The organism is Amycolatopsis sp. NPDC006125 (genome assembly GCF_040614195.1).
In the GTDB taxonomy this organism is placed as follows: domain Bacteria; phylum Actinomycetota; class Actinomycetes; order Mycobacteriales; family Pseudonocardiaceae; genus Amycolatopsis_E; species Amycolatopsis_E tucumanensis.
The window spans coordinates 1-15,365 of sequence record NZ_JBEXTZ010000015.1; the positions used below are offsets into that span (position 1 = coordinate 1).

General features: G+C 72.0%; 16 protein-coding genes. 8 read left to right on the forward strand and 8 right to left on the reverse strand.

All coding sequences use genetic code 11. The annotated features are described in order from the left end of the window. Window positions 1-42: 42 nt before the first annotated feature. Both ABZ193_RS10115 and ABZ193_RS10120 read right to left on the reverse strand, forming a co-directional pair. A complete protein-coding gene (locus tag ABZ193_RS10115) occupies window positions 43-1,215 on the reverse strand; it encodes an AAA family ATPase (RefSeq protein WP_354709601.1) in 1,173 nt (390 codons plus the stop codon). Between the two features lie 9 nt (window positions 1,216-1,224). After that, on the reverse strand, window positions 1,225-1,872 hold the full coding sequence (locus ABZ193_RS10120) for a pyridoxamine 5'-phosphate oxidase family protein (protein WP_020418072.1): 648 nt from the start codon (window positions 1,870-1,872) through the stop codon (window positions 1,225-1,227). A 71-nt stretch (window positions 1,873-1,943) separates the two neighbouring features. Between ABZ193_RS10120 and ABZ193_RS10125 the strand changes: the two genes are divergently transcribed. Then, window positions 1,944-3,314 (forward strand): PLP-dependent aminotransferase family protein, encoded by a 1,371-nt coding sequence (locus ABZ193_RS10125; RefSeq protein WP_354709602.1) that lies wholly within the window; start codon window positions 1,944-1,946, stop codon window positions 3,312-3,314. Between the two features lie 36 nt (window positions 3,315-3,350). Then, window positions 3,351-4,436, forward strand: a complete 1,086-nt coding sequence (locus ABZ193_RS10130; protein WP_354709604.1) for a D-alanine--D-alanine ligase family protein — start codon at window positions 3,351-3,353, stop codon at window positions 4,434-4,436. Window positions 4,437-4,625: 189 nt separating this feature from the next. Here ABZ193_RS10130 and ABZ193_RS10135 read toward each other — a convergent pair whose 3' ends face one another. Beyond that, complete coding sequence (locus ABZ193_RS10135; RefSeq protein WP_354709605.1) at window positions 4,626-5,159, reverse strand: DUF3515 domain-containing protein; 534 nt, start codon at window positions 5,157-5,159, stop codon at window positions 4,626-4,628. Window positions 5,160-5,162: 3 nt separating this feature from the next. Continuing rightward, window positions 5,163-5,396: an Lrp/AsnC ligand binding domain-containing protein gene (locus ABZ193_RS10140; RefSeq protein ID WP_017987495.1), complete on the reverse strand. Its 234-nt coding sequence runs from the start codon at window positions 5,394-5,396 to the stop codon at window positions 5,163-5,165. Window positions 5,397-5,505: 109 nt separating this feature from the next. Between ABZ193_RS10140 and ABZ193_RS10145 the strand changes: the two genes are divergently transcribed. From ABZ193_RS10145 to ABZ193_RS10155, 3 genes are read left to right on the forward strand one after another with little or no spacing between them, the layout of a single operon-like run. Continuing rightward, entirely contained in the window at window positions 5,506-6,474 is a 969-nt protein-coding gene (locus ABZ193_RS10145; protein WP_027935868.1) for a thiamine-phosphate kinase, read from the forward strand. A gap of 20 nt (window positions 6,475-6,494) precedes the next feature. Then, window positions 6,495-6,974, forward strand: coding sequence for a GNAT family N-acetyltransferase (locus ABZ193_RS10150; RefSeq protein ID WP_237336384.1), 480 nt, complete (start codon window positions 6,495-6,497; stop codon window positions 6,972-6,974). Further along, complete coding sequence (locus ABZ193_RS10155; RefSeq protein ID WP_354709606.1) at window positions 6,952-7,473, forward strand: gamma carbonic anhydrase family protein; 522 nt, start codon at window positions 6,952-6,954, stop codon at window positions 7,471-7,473. The genes ABZ193_RS10150 and ABZ193_RS10155 overlap by 23 nt, the downstream gene beginning before the upstream one ends. Before the next feature lie 239 nt (window positions 7,474-7,712). On the opposite strand, the gene ABZ193_RS10160 is transcribed toward ABZ193_RS10155, so the two are convergent. Both ABZ193_RS10160 and rpmB read right to left on the reverse strand, forming a co-directional pair. Next, the gene (locus ABZ193_RS10160; RefSeq protein ID WP_027931876.1) at window positions 7,713-8,390 is read right to left on the reverse strand and encodes a uracil-DNA glycosylase; all 678 of its coding nucleotides are present in this window, start codon (window positions 8,388-8,390) and stop codon (window positions 7,713-7,715) included. A gap of 141 nt (window positions 8,391-8,531) precedes the next feature. Further along, window positions 8,532-8,723 carry a 50S ribosomal protein L28 gene (gene rpmB / locus ABZ193_RS10165; RefSeq protein WP_017987500.1) on the reverse strand — a complete coding sequence of 64 codons (192 nt, stop codon included), beginning with the start codon at window positions 8,721-8,723 and terminating at the stop codon, window positions 8,532-8,534. 135 nt (window positions 8,724-8,858) lie between these two features. Here rpmB and ABZ193_RS10170 point away from each other — a divergent pair, with 135 nt between their 5' ends. From ABZ193_RS10170 to ABZ193_RS10180, 3 genes are read left to right on the forward strand one after another with little or no spacing between them, the layout of a single operon-like run. Then, window positions 8,859-10,445 (forward strand): DAK2 domain-containing protein, encoded by a 1,587-nt coding sequence (locus ABZ193_RS10170; protein WP_354709607.1) that lies wholly within the window; start codon window positions 8,859-8,861, stop codon window positions 10,443-10,445. A gap of 4 nt (window positions 10,446-10,449) precedes the next feature. After that, window positions 10,450-12,603 (forward strand): ATP-dependent DNA helicase RecG, encoded by a 2,154-nt coding sequence (recG, locus tag ABZ193_RS10175; RefSeq protein ID WP_020418080.1) that lies wholly within the window; start codon window positions 10,450-10,452, stop codon window positions 12,601-12,603. Between the two features lie 58 nt (window positions 12,604-12,661). Continuing rightward, window positions 12,662-13,597 (forward strand): S8 family peptidase, encoded by a 936-nt coding sequence (locus ABZ193_RS10180; RefSeq protein WP_354709608.1) that lies wholly within the window; start codon window positions 12,662-12,664, stop codon window positions 13,595-13,597. Between the two features lie 60 nt (window positions 13,598-13,657). Here the strand turns inward: ABZ193_RS10180 and ABZ193_RS10185 are convergent, their stop codons facing one another. Together ABZ193_RS10185 and ABZ193_RS10190 are read right to left on the reverse strand one after the other, a co-directional pair. Continuing rightward, entirely contained in the window at window positions 13,658-14,122 is a 465-nt protein-coding gene (locus ABZ193_RS10185; RefSeq protein WP_237336380.1) for a hypothetical protein, read from the reverse strand. 3 nt (window positions 14,123-14,125) lie between these two features. After that, window positions 14,126-15,214: an XRE family transcriptional regulator gene (locus tag ABZ193_RS10190; RefSeq protein WP_354709610.1), complete on the reverse strand. Its 1,089-nt coding sequence runs from the start codon at window positions 15,212-15,214 to the stop codon at window positions 14,126-14,128. Window positions 15,215-15,365 lie beyond the last annotated feature (151 nt).

Here is a 15,365-nt window from a genome sequence, read left to right on the forward strand (position 1 = left end):
CCCGGCGGAGCGCGGGGCTCACCGCGGGGCTCACCGCGGGGCTCACCGCTTCGGCCAGTGCCAGGCGGGCCGGTCCAGCCTGCCCTGCCCGGCGAGGACCGTCGCGCCGAACTCCTTTTCCAGCTCCAGCACCGCGGCCTCCGGCGCGATCGCCGACAACGCGTGCACCAGCGGCCGCGCGTGCGACACCACGATGAGCTGCGTGCGTGCCTTGGCGATCAGCGCGGCGAGCGCAGGCAACAGGTCCGGGTGCAGGCTCGTCTCGGGTTCGTTCAGCACCAGCAGTTCCGGCGGCCGGGGACTCAGCAACGCCGCCACCCACAACAGGTAGCGCAACGTCCCGTCCGACAACTCCGCCGCCCCCAGCGGGCGCAGCAACCCGTGCTGGTGGAACCGCAGCCGCAGCAACCCGTCGACCGCCTCGACCTCCACTCGCGACCGCGGAAACGCGTCGGACACCGCCTCGGCCAGGGCTTCGTCGTCGCCGAACTCCTGGATCGTCCGCAGCGCCGCGGCCAGGTCACCGCCGTCGTGGTCGAGCACCGGCGTGCGGGTGCCGATCCGGTCCTGCCGCGCGGGCGCGCCGGCGTCGGTGCGGAACTGGTCGTAGAACCGCCACGACCGCAGCCGTTCCCGCACCACCAGCAGCTCCGGGCAGGCCCACGGATCGGCGAGTTCGCTCAGCATGCTGTCGGTCAGTCCGATGCGCGAACTCGCCGCCCACGCGCCCGAGTCGTCCCGCACGCGCACCGCCGGACCCGCCCGGTCGGCGAGCAACGCCGACGGCCGCAGCACCGGCCCGCGCCACAGACACTCCCGTTTGAACTCCGGGTCGAGGTTGAACAGGGTGGGCCGCAGCGGATCCCTCGACGGCACCGGCAACCCGAAGTCGAGCGCGTAGCCGAATTCGTCGCCGGAGAACCCGAGCCGCAGCCCCACCGCCTTCGTGCGCACCGTCCCCTGCACCGGCGCGCTGCCCTCCCGGACCGCGCGCCCGACCGACTCCGGCCCAGCCCACAGGGTCGACGGCAACCCGCCTTCCCGGGCCAGCGCGGCCACCGCGCCGTTCCGCCCAGCATCGGCGAGCAAGCGCAGCGCGCGGTACAGGTTGGACTTCCCGGTGCCGTTGACGCCGGTGACGACCGTCAGCCGGGACAACGGCAGCACCAGGTCCCGCAACGAGCGGTAGTTCTCGACGGCGAGAGTGGTCAGCACACCCCGACGCTACCCACGCGCACGCACGTGCGGCGGGATCGGCGCACCCGCGGGCATGTAGGCGGCCGGGATGGGCTCGCCGAAGGTGGTCTGGACCGGCACGACCCCGGCCCAGATCTCGTGGCTGTCCATGTCCTCCGGGTCGTCGATCGGTTCGCCGGCGCGGATCTTCACCGACGCCTCCGCGAGATCCAGCGCCAGCACCGAAACCGACGCCAGCTCCTTCGCGTTCACCGCCCGCGCGTGGTCCCACGAGCCCGGCGTGAGGTGCTCGGTCACGACGTGCAGCCCGTGCATCTTCTCCTCGCCCGTCACCAGGCGCGCGGTTCCGTGCACCACCGCGCTGCGGTAGTTCATCGAGTGGTTGTTGAGCGAGCGCGCGTAGACCAGACCGTCGAGCAGCGTGACCGTGACGCAGACGTCGATGCCGGTGGCCGCCGCGCGCAGGTTCCCGGCGCCCGTCGAGCCGTGGAAGTACAGGGTGTCGCCGTCGCGGCCGTAGCCGGTGGGCAGCACGACGGGGGAGCCGTTCAGCACGAGACCGAGGTGGCAGATCAGGCCGTCGTCGAGCACCTCGTACAGGCGCTCGCGATCGGTGGCCGCGCGGTCCTTCTTGCGGGTCAGAGTGCTGCGCGGGGTCGGCGAGAGCGTGGTCATGACTTCAGTGTCGAGCGTATAGTGGACTCCTGGTAGATCCACATTCGAGGAAAAACGAAAGGCCACTTCCGGTGTCCCAGCCCGCGACCGCGCTGCCCGTCACCCTCGACCGCGAGGCCGCGACGCCACTGGCCGTGCAGCTCGCCGACGCCCTGCGCGAGGCGGCGTCGACCGGTCATCTGCGCGGCGGCGACCGCCTGCCGTCCACCCGGGCCCTCGCCGCGCGGCTGGGCGTCAGCCGCACCGTCACCTCCGCCGCCTACGAGCAACTGCACGCCGAAGGCTGGATCACCGGGCGGCACGGTTCCGGCACCTACGTCACCACCTCGCCACCCAGCGACCGGCCCGTCCACCGCGTCGTCCCGGGAGATGTGACGGAACCGGAGGAGCTGCTCGACCTCACCCCGGGCACGCCGTGGGCGGCGGGCATCGACCGGGCCGCGTGGCGCCGGGCCTGGCGCGCCGCCGCCGACACGCCACCGCTGACCAGCGCGCACCGGGCCGGGCTGCCGGAATACCGGGCGGCGATCGCCGAGCACCTGCTGCGCCACCGCGGGCTCGCGGTCGGCACCGATTCGGTGCTGGCGACCGGCGGCACCACGGCCGCGGTGTTCGAGCTGGCCGGGGCCGTCTTCCGCGCCGGGGACACCGTCGCCGTCGAGGAGCCGGGTTACCAGCGAGCGGTGGAGGCGTTCCTGAGCGCGGGGCTCAAGGTGATCGGCGTGCCGGTCGACGGCGAGGGCTTGCGCACCGACGCGATCCCGGCCGGCGTGCGCGGGGTCTACTGCTCGCCCGCGCACCAGTACCCGATGGGGTCGCGGCTGAACGCGGCCCGCCGGGTGGAACTCGTCGAGCGGGCACGCGCCGAGAACATGCTCATCATCGAGGATGACTACGACGGCGAGCTGCGGTTCGACGTCGCGCCGCTGCCGCTGCTCGCCGCGCTCGCGCCGGACGTCGTGGTGCACCTCGGCACCACCAGCAAGATCCTCACGCCCACCCTCGGCGCGGGGTGGATGGTCGCGCCGGGCGCGGTCACGTCGTCCGTGCTGGGACACCGCGACCGCACCGGAACGCGCCCGTCCCCCGCGGGCCAGCGGGTGCTCGTCGAACTCGCGCGGCATGGTGACCTGGGCCGTCACCTGCGGAAACTGCGACGCGAGTTGTCCGAGCGGCGGGTGCTGCTGGTGTCGGCGCTGCGGGAAGCCGGAATCCCGGTGCTGGGCGACGACGCGGGCGCGCACCTGGTGGTGCCGTTCCCGTCGCCGGAGGTGGAGCGGGAACGCCTGGCGGCAGGCCGGGTGCGGGGAATCCGCCTGGACGGGCTGGCGCGGCACTTCGCCGGCACGCCGACGGCTTTCGGCGTGGCGATCGGTTACGCGGGCTGTTCGCGGGAGGCGCTCAGCGGCGCGCTGGACACGCTGGTGGGTTTACTGCGCTGATCGGATCGGGGCAAGAGCCCGGTAGGGTGACGGCCCATGAGGAAGACGCGGGTGGCCGTGGTGTTCGGCGGCCGGAGCACCGAGCACACCATCTCGTGCCTGTCGGCGGGCAGCGTGCTGGCGCACCTGGACCGCGACCGCTTCGAGGTCGTGCCCATCGGGATCACCCGCGAGGGCGGCTGGGTGCTGGGCACCGCCGACCCGAAGAGCCTCACCATCCAGAACCGGCAGCTGCCCTCGGTCGACGGCGGCCAGTCGCTGGTGCTGGCCGGCGACCCGACGCGGCGCGAGCTGGTCGTCACCGAGCCCGGCGCCGAGGCGCTCGGCGGGGTCGACGTCGTCTTCCCCGTGCTGCACGGCGCCTTCGGCGAGGACGGCACGCTGCAGGGGCTGCTGGAGATGGCCGGGATCCCGTACGTGGGGCCGGGCGTGCTCGCCAGCGCCGCCGCGATGGACAAGGGCTACGCGAAGAAGCTGCTCGCCGCGGAGGGGCTGCCGGTCGGCCGCTACGTGGAGCTGCGCCGTGGTCAGTCCACTCTGGACGAAGCTGACCGGGAGCGGCTGGGGTTGCCGGTGTTCGTGAAGCCGTCGCGGGCCGGGTCGTCGATCGGCATCAGCAAGGTGACCGACTGGGCCGACCTGGACGCGGCGATCGCCCTGGCGCGCGAGACGGACCCGAAGGTGCTGGTCGAGGCGGCCGTGCCCGGGCGCGAGGTCGAGTGCGGCGTGCTGGAGTTCCCGGACGGCCGGGTGGAGGCGTCGCTGCCTGCCGAGGTGCGCGTGCTCTCCGACGACGAGTCCGCCTGGTACGACTTCGAGACGAAGTACATCGGCGAGGACGCGGAGCTGGACATTCCCGCCAAGCTGGACGATTCGGTCACCGAGAAGCTGCGCGCGCAGGCGGTGAAGGCGTTCGAGGCGCTGGACTGCCAGGGCCTGGCGCGGGTGGACTTCTTCGTGGGCCCGAACGGCGAGCTGACGGTGAACGAGGTCAACACCATGCCCGGCTTCACGTCGACCTCGGCGTACCCGAAGATGTGGCAGGTCACCGGCGTCGACTACCGCACGCTGCTGACGACGCTGATCGACACGGCGCTGGCGCGGGGCACCGGGCTGCGCTGACCCCGCAGCGGGTGGACCGGCCTACTGGGCGCGGCCGCTGGTCGTGGCGGGCCGGCGCCGCACTTGGGCGGCTGCGCCGGAAGCCCAGGCTACGTAACCCGGCGCAGGCGGAGGCTCAGAAGCGCAGCGACACTGCGGGCAGCGTGGCTGCCACGGCGGGCTGCACCGCCGCCCTCCAGGGTCGCGCGGTCAGAAGCGCAGCGGCACGGCGGGCAGCGTGGCCGCCACGGTGTCCGAGATCTGCTGCAACGGCCCGGTCCCCGCGGAGTCCGGCACCGTCAGCGCGACGTACACCGCCCGGTCCACCACGTACCACGTCGACGAACCCGGCCCCTCGACCGGCAGCCACTGCACGCCGCTGACCACGCGCAACTGGCTGGTCGGCGTCAGCTCCGGCGGTTTGCCCAGCCCGCAGCGCAACACGATCGACTCCGGCGACCCCCACGCGACCGTCGCCTCCGGGGCGGGCTCCGCGATCGTCCGGCGCGGCAGTGCGGTGCCCTTCGAGTCCAGCTGCGCGGGCATCGCCGGGATCAGCTGCGCGCACTCGGTTGAACCGGCCTGCGGCGCGTCCACCGGCACGAGCGCCAGCGGGCCCTCGCCGTCACCGGAATCGCGCATCATCAGCCCGATGACCGCGACCCCGGCGGCCAGCACGACCACCAGCACGGCCGCGACCACGAGCCGCGCCCGCGGCGGAGCCCCGGTCTCGGTGTCCGCCATCGCTTACAGGTGCACCACGGGGCAGGTCAGCGTGCGGGTGATGCCCTCGACGCCCTGCACCTTCGCGACCACGAGCTGCCCGAGCTGGTCGACGTTGTCCGCCTCGGCGCGGACGATGACGTCGTAGGGACCGGTCACATCCTCGGAACTGGTGACGCCGGGGATCCCGGCGATCTCCGCGGCGACCGCGGCGGCCTTGCCGACTTCGGTCTGGATGAGGATGTATGCGTGGACCACGGCGCGCCCCTTCGTCTCCGGCGTCTAACTCAAGGTAGGAACGTGGTCAGAACCTACCGCACGGACCACGAATCTAGGTCATCCGACTATCGAGCGACCGAGGTGACGCATGTCAACCCACCAGGCATCCGACTCCGGCACGGTCGCCGGAATGGGTGAGTTCGGCCTCATCCGCGCCGTCACCGAGAACCGAAGACAACCCGCACCCACCCTCCTCGGCCCCGGCGACGACGCTGCCGTCGTCGCCGCGCCGGACGGACGGGTCGTCGCCACCACCGACGTCCTGGTGCAGGGCGTGCACTTCCGGCTGGACTGGTCCACTCCGGACCAGGTCGGGCGCAAGGCGGTGGCGGAGAACTTCGCCGACGTGGCCGCGATGGGCGCGGTGCCCACAGCCGTCCTCGTCGGGCTCGCCTGCCCGCCGGACACCCCCGCGAAGGTGGTCCGGGAACTCAGCGACGGCCTGTGGGCGGAAGCACAACGCGCCGGGGCGGGGGTCGTCGGCGGCGACATGGTGCGCGCGGACCAGCTGGTGGTGAGCATCACGGCGCTCGGCGACCTGCAGGGACGTGAACCGGTGACGCGCTCCGGCGCGCGGCCGGGTGACATCGTGGCCGTGTCCGGGCGGCTCGGCTGGGCCGCGGCCGGCCTGGCCACCCTCGGCCGCGGGTTCCGCTCACCGGTCGCGGTCGTCAACGCCCAGCGCGCGCCGGAACCCGACTACGCCGCCGGGCCCGCGGCCGCGATCGCCGGCGCCACGGCGATGATCGACGTCTCGGACGGCCTCCTCGCCGACCTCGGGCACATCGCCGAGGCGTCGGGCGTCGGCATCGACGTCCGGACCGAGCACCTCGAGGTCGACCGGAAACTTGTCGACGTCGGCACCGCGCTGGGTGCGGACCCGCTGACCTGGGTGCTGACCGGCGGCGAGGACCACGCGCTGGTCGCGACGTTCCCGTCGTTCGCCGACCTGCCCGAAGGCTGGCGGCGGATCGGCGCGGTCACGATGGCGGACTCGGGCGTGACGGTCGACGGTGAGGAGTACCACGGCGAAAGTGGCTGGGAGCACTGGCGCTGAGCCCGTTACGGTGACCCGTTGTGGACCTTCGCGTGGTTGCCTACGACGATCCGGACGCGGTCAAGCTGATCGCCGCCGTGCAGCAGGAGTACGTCGTGCGCTACGGCGAGACGGACGCCACCCCGGTCGATCCGGCCGAGTTCGCGCCGCCGCTGGGGTTGTTCGTCGTCGCTTACCTGGACGGGGAGCCGGTCGCCTGCGGTGGCTGGCGCGTCCGCGGTGACGACGAGGCCGAGCTGAAGCGGATGTACGTCGCGGACGCCGCGCGGGGCAAGGGTTTCGCGCGTGCCGTGCTGGCGGAGCTGGAACGGACGGCGCTCGCCGCGGGGCGCAGGCGGCTGGTGCTGGAGACCGGGCTGAAGCAGCCGGAGGCGATCGCGTTGTACCGGTCGTCGGGCTACACGGACGTGCCGGCGTTCGGCCACTACCGGGACGATCCGCTCTCGGTGTACCTGGGCAAGGACTTGGAGGGTTCGCGTGGCGATCTACGCGCTCGGTGAGCTGACCCCGTCGATCCACCACACGGCGTTCGTGCACCCGGACGCCACGGTGATCGGCGACGTGCGGATCGGGCCGAACGCGTCGGTGTGGCCGCAGACCGTGCTGCGCGGCGACAACGGCTACATCGAGATCGGCGAGCGGTCCAACGTGCAGGACGGGTGCGTGCTGCACTGCACCGCCCAGGACCCGACGGTCCTCGGCCCGTCGTCGGCGATCGGGCACGCGGTGCACGTCGAGGGCGCGCGGATCGGCAGCGGGTGCCTGATCGCGTCGGGTTCGGTGGTGCTCAACGGAAGCGTCATCGAGGACGGCGCGATGGTCGGCGCCGGGGCGGTGCTGTCGTACTCGTCGCACGTGCCGTCCGGGCACATCGCGCTCGGCGTGCCCGCCAAGGTGCGGGAGAACAAGTCCTTCGGGCCGGAGAAGATTCGGCGCGTGGTGGACGGCTACGTCGAGCGGGCGCAGTGGTTCCGCGGCGCGCTGCGGAGAATCGACTAGGGCGGCGCACGACGGCGCGACCCGGCAGCACGGGAGCCGCAGGTGCGAACAGGGCGGCGGCTCACCCTGCGACCGCTGGGCGGGGAGCTTCGAGCGGTTCGCCGAGGGCCGGCGCCGTCGGGGTCGCCGTCCGTGCGGTCGTCGGTTCTGGGCGGCGCGGCACGGGAGCCGCGGCTGCGAGCGGGGCTGTGGCTGCCTCGGCCCGCGGCTGCCACGCAAGGGCAGCCCCGCGTCTGCGGCTAGGGCAGCTTCCAGTCGACCGGCTCGGCGCCCTGCCGCTGGAGCAGTTCGTTCGCACGGCTGAACGGCTTCGAGCCGAAGAAGCCGTTGCGCGCGGACAGCGGGCTCGGGTGCACCGACTCGATGCACGGCACGCCGCCGAGCAGCGGCTTCAGGCTGCGCGCGTTGCTGCCCCACAGGATCGCCACCATCGGCTTGCCGCGGGCGGCCAGCGCCTTGATCGCCTGCTCGGTGACCTCTTCCCAGCCCTTGCCCTTGTGCGAGTTGGGCGAACCGGGCCGCACGGTCAGCGACCTGTTGAGCAGCAGCACGCCCTGCTCGGTCCACGGCGTCAGGTCACCGTTGGACGGCGTGGGGTAGCCCAGGTCGTCGCAGTATTCCTGGTAGATGTTGATCAGGCTTTTCGGCAGCGGCCGCACGTCCGGGGCCACCGCGAAGCACAGGCCGATCGGGTGGCCGGGCGTCGGGTACGGGTCCTGGCCGACGATCAGCACCTTGACGTCGTCGAAGGGCTGCTGGAAGGCCCGCAGCACGTGCTCGCCGGCGGGCAGGTACCGGCGGCCGGCGGCGATCTCCGCACGCAGGAACTCGCCCATCGCGGCGATGCGGTCCGCCACCGGGTCCAGCGCCTTGGCCCATCCCGCTTCGACGATCTCGTGCAAGGGTTTCGCTGCCACGGCGGCGTACTTTAGCGGCACCCCGGGGGTCCAGGGGGCTTGCCCCCGGCGGGGGTGCGGGGGTTCGACCCCCGAAAGACACCGAGGCGCGAAAAAACGGCGAGCGCTCTCCGCGAGCACTCGCCGTCCGGGCTTCGCGCCTCAGCCGCGAACGACCTTGCCGGCCTTCAGGCACGACGTGCAGACGTTCAGCCGCTTGCGCTGGGACACGCCGATCTTGGCGTGCACAGTCTGGATGTTCGGGTTCCAGCGGCGGTTGGTACGCCGGTGGGAGTGCGAGACGGACTTGCCGAAGCCCGGTCCCTTGCCACAGACGTCGCACACGGCAGCCACGTCGAACTCCTTTGACGATCAGGGAAGACAAAACACGCCCGGCGCGGGCCGGACACTCGGACCATAGTAAACGACGGCTGTTCGCCGTCCCGCGACCGGGTCGCTACCCTGGCCTGACCAGGGAGGAGGTCGGCGGTGCGGGCTCTGGACGAGCATGCCATCACAGCGTGGGCGGCGGCCTGCGTGCACAGCCTGGAAGTGCTGTGCCCGGCCATCAACGGCATCAACGTCTACCCGGTCGCCGACTCCGACACCGGCTCCAACCTGCTGCACACGCTGTCCGGCGCACACGCCCGCCTGACGGCCGAACCGGACACGGACAGTGCGGCCAAGGCACTCTCCGTGCTCGCCCGTGGCGCCGTCCTCGCCGCGCGCGGCAACTCCGGCGTCATCCTCTCCCAGGTCCTCCGCGGGCTCGCCGAAACCGCGGGCACCGTCCCCGAGCTGGACGGGCCGTCACTGGCGAAGGCCTTCGCGAACGCGCACCGCGCGGCCACCGACGCCGTCGCGCGCCCGGTGCAGGGCACGATGCTCAGCGTCCTACAGGCCGTGGCCCAGGCGGTCACGGACCCCGGCGACCTCACCGACGTCGTGGCGATCGCCGCGAAGGCCGCCTCCGAAGCCCTCGAACAGACCCCGCACCAGCTGCCGGTCCTGGCCGCGGCCGGGGTCGTCGACGCGGGCGCACGCGGGCTCGTCGCGGTCTTCGACGCGCTGGCCGGCGTGGTCACCGGCACCGAGACCCAGATCTCGCACTCCTGCGAGGCCCACACCCACACCGAACCGGACGCCGAGCAGGCCCCGTACGCGTGGGAGGTCATGTACCTGCTGGAAGGCGTCGCCGACGCGGACGTCCCGGTCCTGCGCCGCACGCTGTCCGGCCTCGGCGACAGCGTCACCGTGGCCGGGGACGGCAGCGGGGCACACGCGGTCCACGTGCACTGCGCGGACATCGGCGCCGCCATCGAGGCCGGTCTCCGCGCCGGCCGCCCCAGCGGCATCCGCGTCGAACCGCTCATCACCCCGACCCCGATCGAGCCGCCGTCCGGGCCGGACCGCGCGGTGGTCGCGGTCGTGCACGGCGAGGAGCTGGCGGACCTGCTGCGTGAGGAGGGCTTCGCGGTGCTCGCGGTGCCGGACCACGCCACGCCGAGCGTCGAGGAGATGCTCGGCCTGATCACCGAGCGCGCGGCCGGTCACATCACCGTCCTCGCCGGCGGGGAGAGCCTGACCAGGGCCGCCGACGACGCCGCCGGCCACCCTATGATCGGCGACCGGGACGTGGTGGTCATCCCGTGCGCGTCCCCGGTCCAGGTGCTGTCCGCGCTGGCCGTGCACGACGCCGGGCGCCGCGCGAACGACGACGTCGTGGCCATGGCCGAGGCCGCCGCGGCGACCCGGCGTGGCGAGCTCGTGGTCGCCGCCGAGGAGTCGATAACCTGGGTGGGACGGGCCCACGCCGGTGACCTGATCGGCTTCGTCGACGGCGAGGTCGTGCTCGTCGAACCGGCAGGCGCCGAGCCCGCCGAGGCCGCGATGGGCGTGCTGAACCGGATGCTGGCCGTCGGCGGCGAGCTGGTCACCGTGCTGACCGGCACCGCGGCGCCGTCCGGCCTGACCGGCGAGCTGCGGGAGCGGTTGCGGGCCGAGCGACCGGAGGTGGAGTTCGTGGATTACCCCGGCGGCCAGGCCGATGCCGTGCTGCTGATCGGTGTGGAGTGAACGCGTGACCGGACTGCGTGACAAGCTGCCCCCGCTGCTGGGCGCCAAGACCGCGAAGGCGCTCGCCGAGTCGCTGGACATCCACACCGTCGCCGACCTGCTGCGGCACTACCCGCGCCGCTACGCCGAACGCGGTGAGCTGACGAACATCGCCGGTCTGGAGATCGGCGAGCACGCGACCGTGATGGCGCGCGTCGAGAAGGTCAACCTGCGCCGCATGCGCAACAAGCCGGGGCACATCCTGGAGCTGGTCATCACCGACGGCCAGCGACGGCTGTCGTGCGCGTTCTTCGGCCGCCCGCACCAGCACGAGCGGCAGCTGCGGCTGGGCCGCACCGGGTTGTTCGCGGGCAAGGTCACCGCGTTCCGCAACACGCTGCAGCTGGCCAACCCCGAGTACCAGATGCTCGACGGCGACGACGACAGCGCGATGGACGACTTCGTCGGCGCGATCATCCCGGTCTACCCGGCGGCGGCCGGGATGCCGTCGTGGTCGATCGCGCGGTGCGTCCGCCAGGTGCTCGACACGCTGGAACGCGAAGAGGACCCGATGCCGCGCGAGCTGCTCGACAGCCGCGGGCTGATGGACCTGTTCGACGCGCTGCACAACATCCACCGCCCCAAGGACCACGACGCGCTGGAGGCCGCGCGGGAGCGGCTGAAGTGGGACGAGGCCATGGCGGTGCAGCTGATCTTCGCGCAGCGCCGGTTCTCCGCGGTGTCGCGGCCGGCGCCCGCCTGCGCGCGCACGACGGACGGCCTGCTCGACGCGTTCGACCAGCGGCTGCCGTTCGAGCTGACCGAAGGCCAGCGCGCGGTGGGCGAGGACATCGCCGCCGACCTGTCCGGCGAGCACCCGATGAACCGGTTGCTGCAGGGCGAGGTCGGCAGCGGCAAGACGGTCGTGGCGCTGCGGGCGATGCTGCAGGTGGTCGACTCCGGCCGGCAGGCCGCGATGCTGGCGCCCACCGAGGTGCTCGCCGCGCAGCACGCCCGGTCGCTGCGCGAGATGCTCGGCGACCTCGGCCAGGCGGGGGAGCTCGGCGCCGCGGAGAACGCGACGAAGGTGACGCTGCTGACCGGGTCGATGTCGACGAAGGAACGCAAGCAGGCGCTGCTGGACACCGCGAGCGGCGCGGCCGGGATCGTCGTCGGCACGCACGCGCTGATCCAGGACACGGTGTCGTTCGCCGACCTCGGGCTCGTGGTGGTCGACGAGCAGCACCGGTTCGGCGTCGAGCAGCGGGACGCGCTGCGCTCCCGCGCGGCCAACGGCGGCAGCCCGCACGTGCTGGTCATGACCGCCACGCCGATCCCGCGCACGGTCGCGATGACGGTGTACGGCGACCTGGAGACCTCCGCGCTGCGGCACATGCCGGTCGGCCGGTCGCCGATCAAGACGAGCGTCGTGCCGGTGGCGGAGAAGCCGGCGTGGCTGGACCGCGCATGGCAGCGGCTGGTCGAGGAGGTCCGCAAGGGACACCAGGCCTACGTGGTGTGCCCGCGGATCGGCGACGAGCCCGCGTCGAACAACAGCGACCGCCGCCCGCCGCTGGCGGTGCTCGACGTCGCCGCCGAGCTGGAGAACGGTCCGTTGTCGGAGCTGCGGCTCGGGATCCTGCACGGGCGGATGCCGCCCGACGAGAAGGACGCCGTGATGCGCGCGTTCGCCGCGGGCAAGCTGGACGTGCTGGTCGCCACCACGGTGATCGAGGTCGGCGTGAACGTCCCGAACGCGACGATGATGGTGATCATGGACGCCGACCGGTTCGGGGTCAGCCAGCTGCACCAGCTGCGCGGCCGGGTGGGTCGGGGCAGCGTGCCCGGGTTGTGCCTGCTGGTCACCGAGACGCTGGACGGCACGGCGACGCGGGAGCGGCTGGCCGCGGTGGAGTCCACAACGGACGGCTTCGAACTGTCCCGGTTGGACCTGGAGCTGCGGCGCGAGGGCGACATCCTGGGCGCGGCCCAGTCCGGCAAGCGGTCCGGGCTGAAGCTGCTGTCGCTGCTGCGGGACGAGGACGTGATCGCGGCCGCGAGGGAGCGGGCGCAGGAGATCGTAGGCGGCGACCCGGCGCTGGAGCGGCATCCCGGGCTGGCGCACATGGTGTCCGACCTGGTGGACTCCGAGCGCGCGGAGTACCTGGAGAAGACCTGACGCACGATCGGGCGACGGCCCGAGTTGTGCCTGATCCACAGCGGAGCAACGCTGAGGCGTGCTCAAGACTGGATTACGCGCGGTCATCGGTTCGGCACTGCTCGTCCTCGCCGCCGTGGCGCCGGCTTCGGCCGCGCCCGGCGCGCAGCAGAACCCGCCGAGCTGGGCCCTGGACCGGATCGACCAGCGCGACAAGGCCGTTGACCAGACGTACCACTACGACAGCACCGGCGAGGGCGTCAAGGTGTACGTGATCGACACCGGTGTCGACGCGGCGCTGCCCGACCTGGCCGGGCGGGTCGACCCGGGCAAGGACTTCGTGGGCGGCACCGACAACCCGGCCGACGGCAACGGCGACGGCACGCGGATGGCCGGGATCGTGGCGGGCAAGGAGTTCGGCGTCGCGAAGGCCGCGCGGATCGTGCCGGTCAAGGTGCTCGACGACAAGGGCAACGGGCGGCTGAACAACATCATCTCGGGCATCGACTGGGTCACCCAGAACGCGAAGCAGCCTGCGGTCGCGGTGATCGGTTTCGGCGGCCCGGCGTCCGACGGGCTGGACAACGCGGTGCGGCGGTTGATCGGCGTGATGCCGGTGGTCGCGGCGGCGGGCTGGTCGGGAGTGGACTCGTCGTTCTCGTCCCCGGCACGGATCCCGGAGCTGCTGACCGTCGGCGCGGTCGACCGGACGGACGCCTTCGCGCCGAAGTCCAACTTCGGGCTGGGGGTCGACCTGCTCGCGCCCGGGGTGGACGTCCCGTCGACGGCGCCCGGCAGCACTGCGGCGACGCCCTTCTCGGGCACCTCGATGGCCGCGGCGTTCGTCGCCGGCGCGGCCGCGCTCTACCGCGAAAAACACCCCGACGACACACCCGAGCAGGTCGTGAACGCGCTGATCAACAACTCCACGCCGGACGTGCTGACGGGCCTGCCGCAGGGCACCCCGAACCGGCTGCTGTACACGCGGTTCGAGGATCCCGCTCCGGAAAGCTGAGTCACAGGAGTCCGTGGCGTCGGCTGAAGGCGCCGAAATCGCGCCCGGTGCAGGGCAACCTCATCCCGGTTTCGCGGAGGCGTTCGATGAGGTTGCCCGCACCGACTTCGGTGACCTTCCCGGCGCCGCAAGCTCGGGCGAGGAGCCAGAGCGACCCGTGCACGGACAGACCGTAGGCACGGCCGACGCGCACCGCGTCGCGATCGTCTCGGTGATCGCCACGCCGCCGTGTCGTTCCACCGCAGCGAACACACTGGACTCCCCGCGGTTGCGGGGCTCACCGCCGATGCGCCGACACCACTTTGCGAAACACTGCAACTCCTCGATCGTGTCCAGTCGTGCAGGCACGAGCCAGTCCGCCTCGATGGCATCCCGCAAGGCCGGATGGGTGCTCAGACCTTGACGCAGCTCGTCCCGGACGACGTCTGTCGTCCGGCACTCGTCGTCGAGAACGAGGTCGTGCAGGACGTCGAGCCGTTCCGCGAGTGCGAAGTGGCTCAGACAGGTTGCGTCGAAGACGAGCATCGTTCAGGGCGCCAACTCGGCGTCATCACGCGGAGGGAGATCGTCGATGGTGATTTGGCCGTGCAGCAGTTCGACAGCACGATCCGAGGTGATCTGATCGGACCTCCAGGCTTCCATGACCGCGTGCGCGAACGAGGGCGGGACTGTCACGGAGGTGAGATCTGGCTGCGGGGCCCATCCGAGAGCTTCGAGCATTTCGGCGCGTGTCGGCGTGCTCGCGCGCCACCGACGAGCCGTGCTCCCTTCCACGACCTCGGCGTGCTGCGCCTGCCTGATCGCTGTCGACCACGAGGTCTGGTAGCGGGCGGCGAGCTCGATCAGGAACTCGCGAGCCGGTACCTCCTCCCGCGGCCAGCCTTCCCTGACCACCGAGACTGGCAGCAGCAGTTCGGCGGCGAACGCGTCGATCGCGCGTTCCCGGTCCTCCCGGGAGGCCGCAACACCAAGGTCCGTCGAGTACTCGTCACCGAGAACGAGGTGGCCGAGTTCGTGAGCGGCAGTGGCCCGGCGGCGACCGGGATCCGCCGCGCTGTTCACGACCGCCACCGCCAGCCCGTCGTCCGTCAGCGATGCACCATCACCGGTCAGCTCGGTGACGAGCAGGAATTGCCCGGCGCGCTCGCACACTGACATCATCGTGTCGATCGGTCCGACGCCCAGGCCCAGGTGCTTGCGCAACCAGCGTGCGGCTTCCCGCGCAGCGGTTGGTCCGTCCACCTTGCCTGGGAAGGTCAGCGGTTCGAGAGCCGACAGCAATCCGAGGTCAATCAGTTGACGAACTTCCCCCAGCCACTCGAACAGCGCCGCTTCCAGACGCGATTCAGCCCGGCCGGAATTTGTCCCTGTGTCGTCCAGGAGCGGACTGCTGCGCCGGGAAACCACCGCAGGACGTGGATCCAGGAAGTACCCGAGCGGCACGGCGAGGGCTTCGGCGAGACGCGCGACTTCCAGGGCGTCCAAGCGCCGTGCTCCGCGCTCGACCTTCACGATCATCGTACGGTCGAGGCCGATCTCGGCGGCCAGCTCGCCCTGGGACAGCCCAGCGCTCACGCGCGCCTCGCGAACGCGCTCGCCGATTTCGGTCCACTCCACACGCTCATCCTTAGTGCGATTTTCGCACATGTCAAGCGGGGGTGGTATCTGCCTGGGAGAGCTGAAAGCCGAAATACCCCGTACTTCTGTGCGGCATGCGCACGTCCCGGATGATGTCCATCACCCGGGACAGAACTCCCGACGAGCGGGA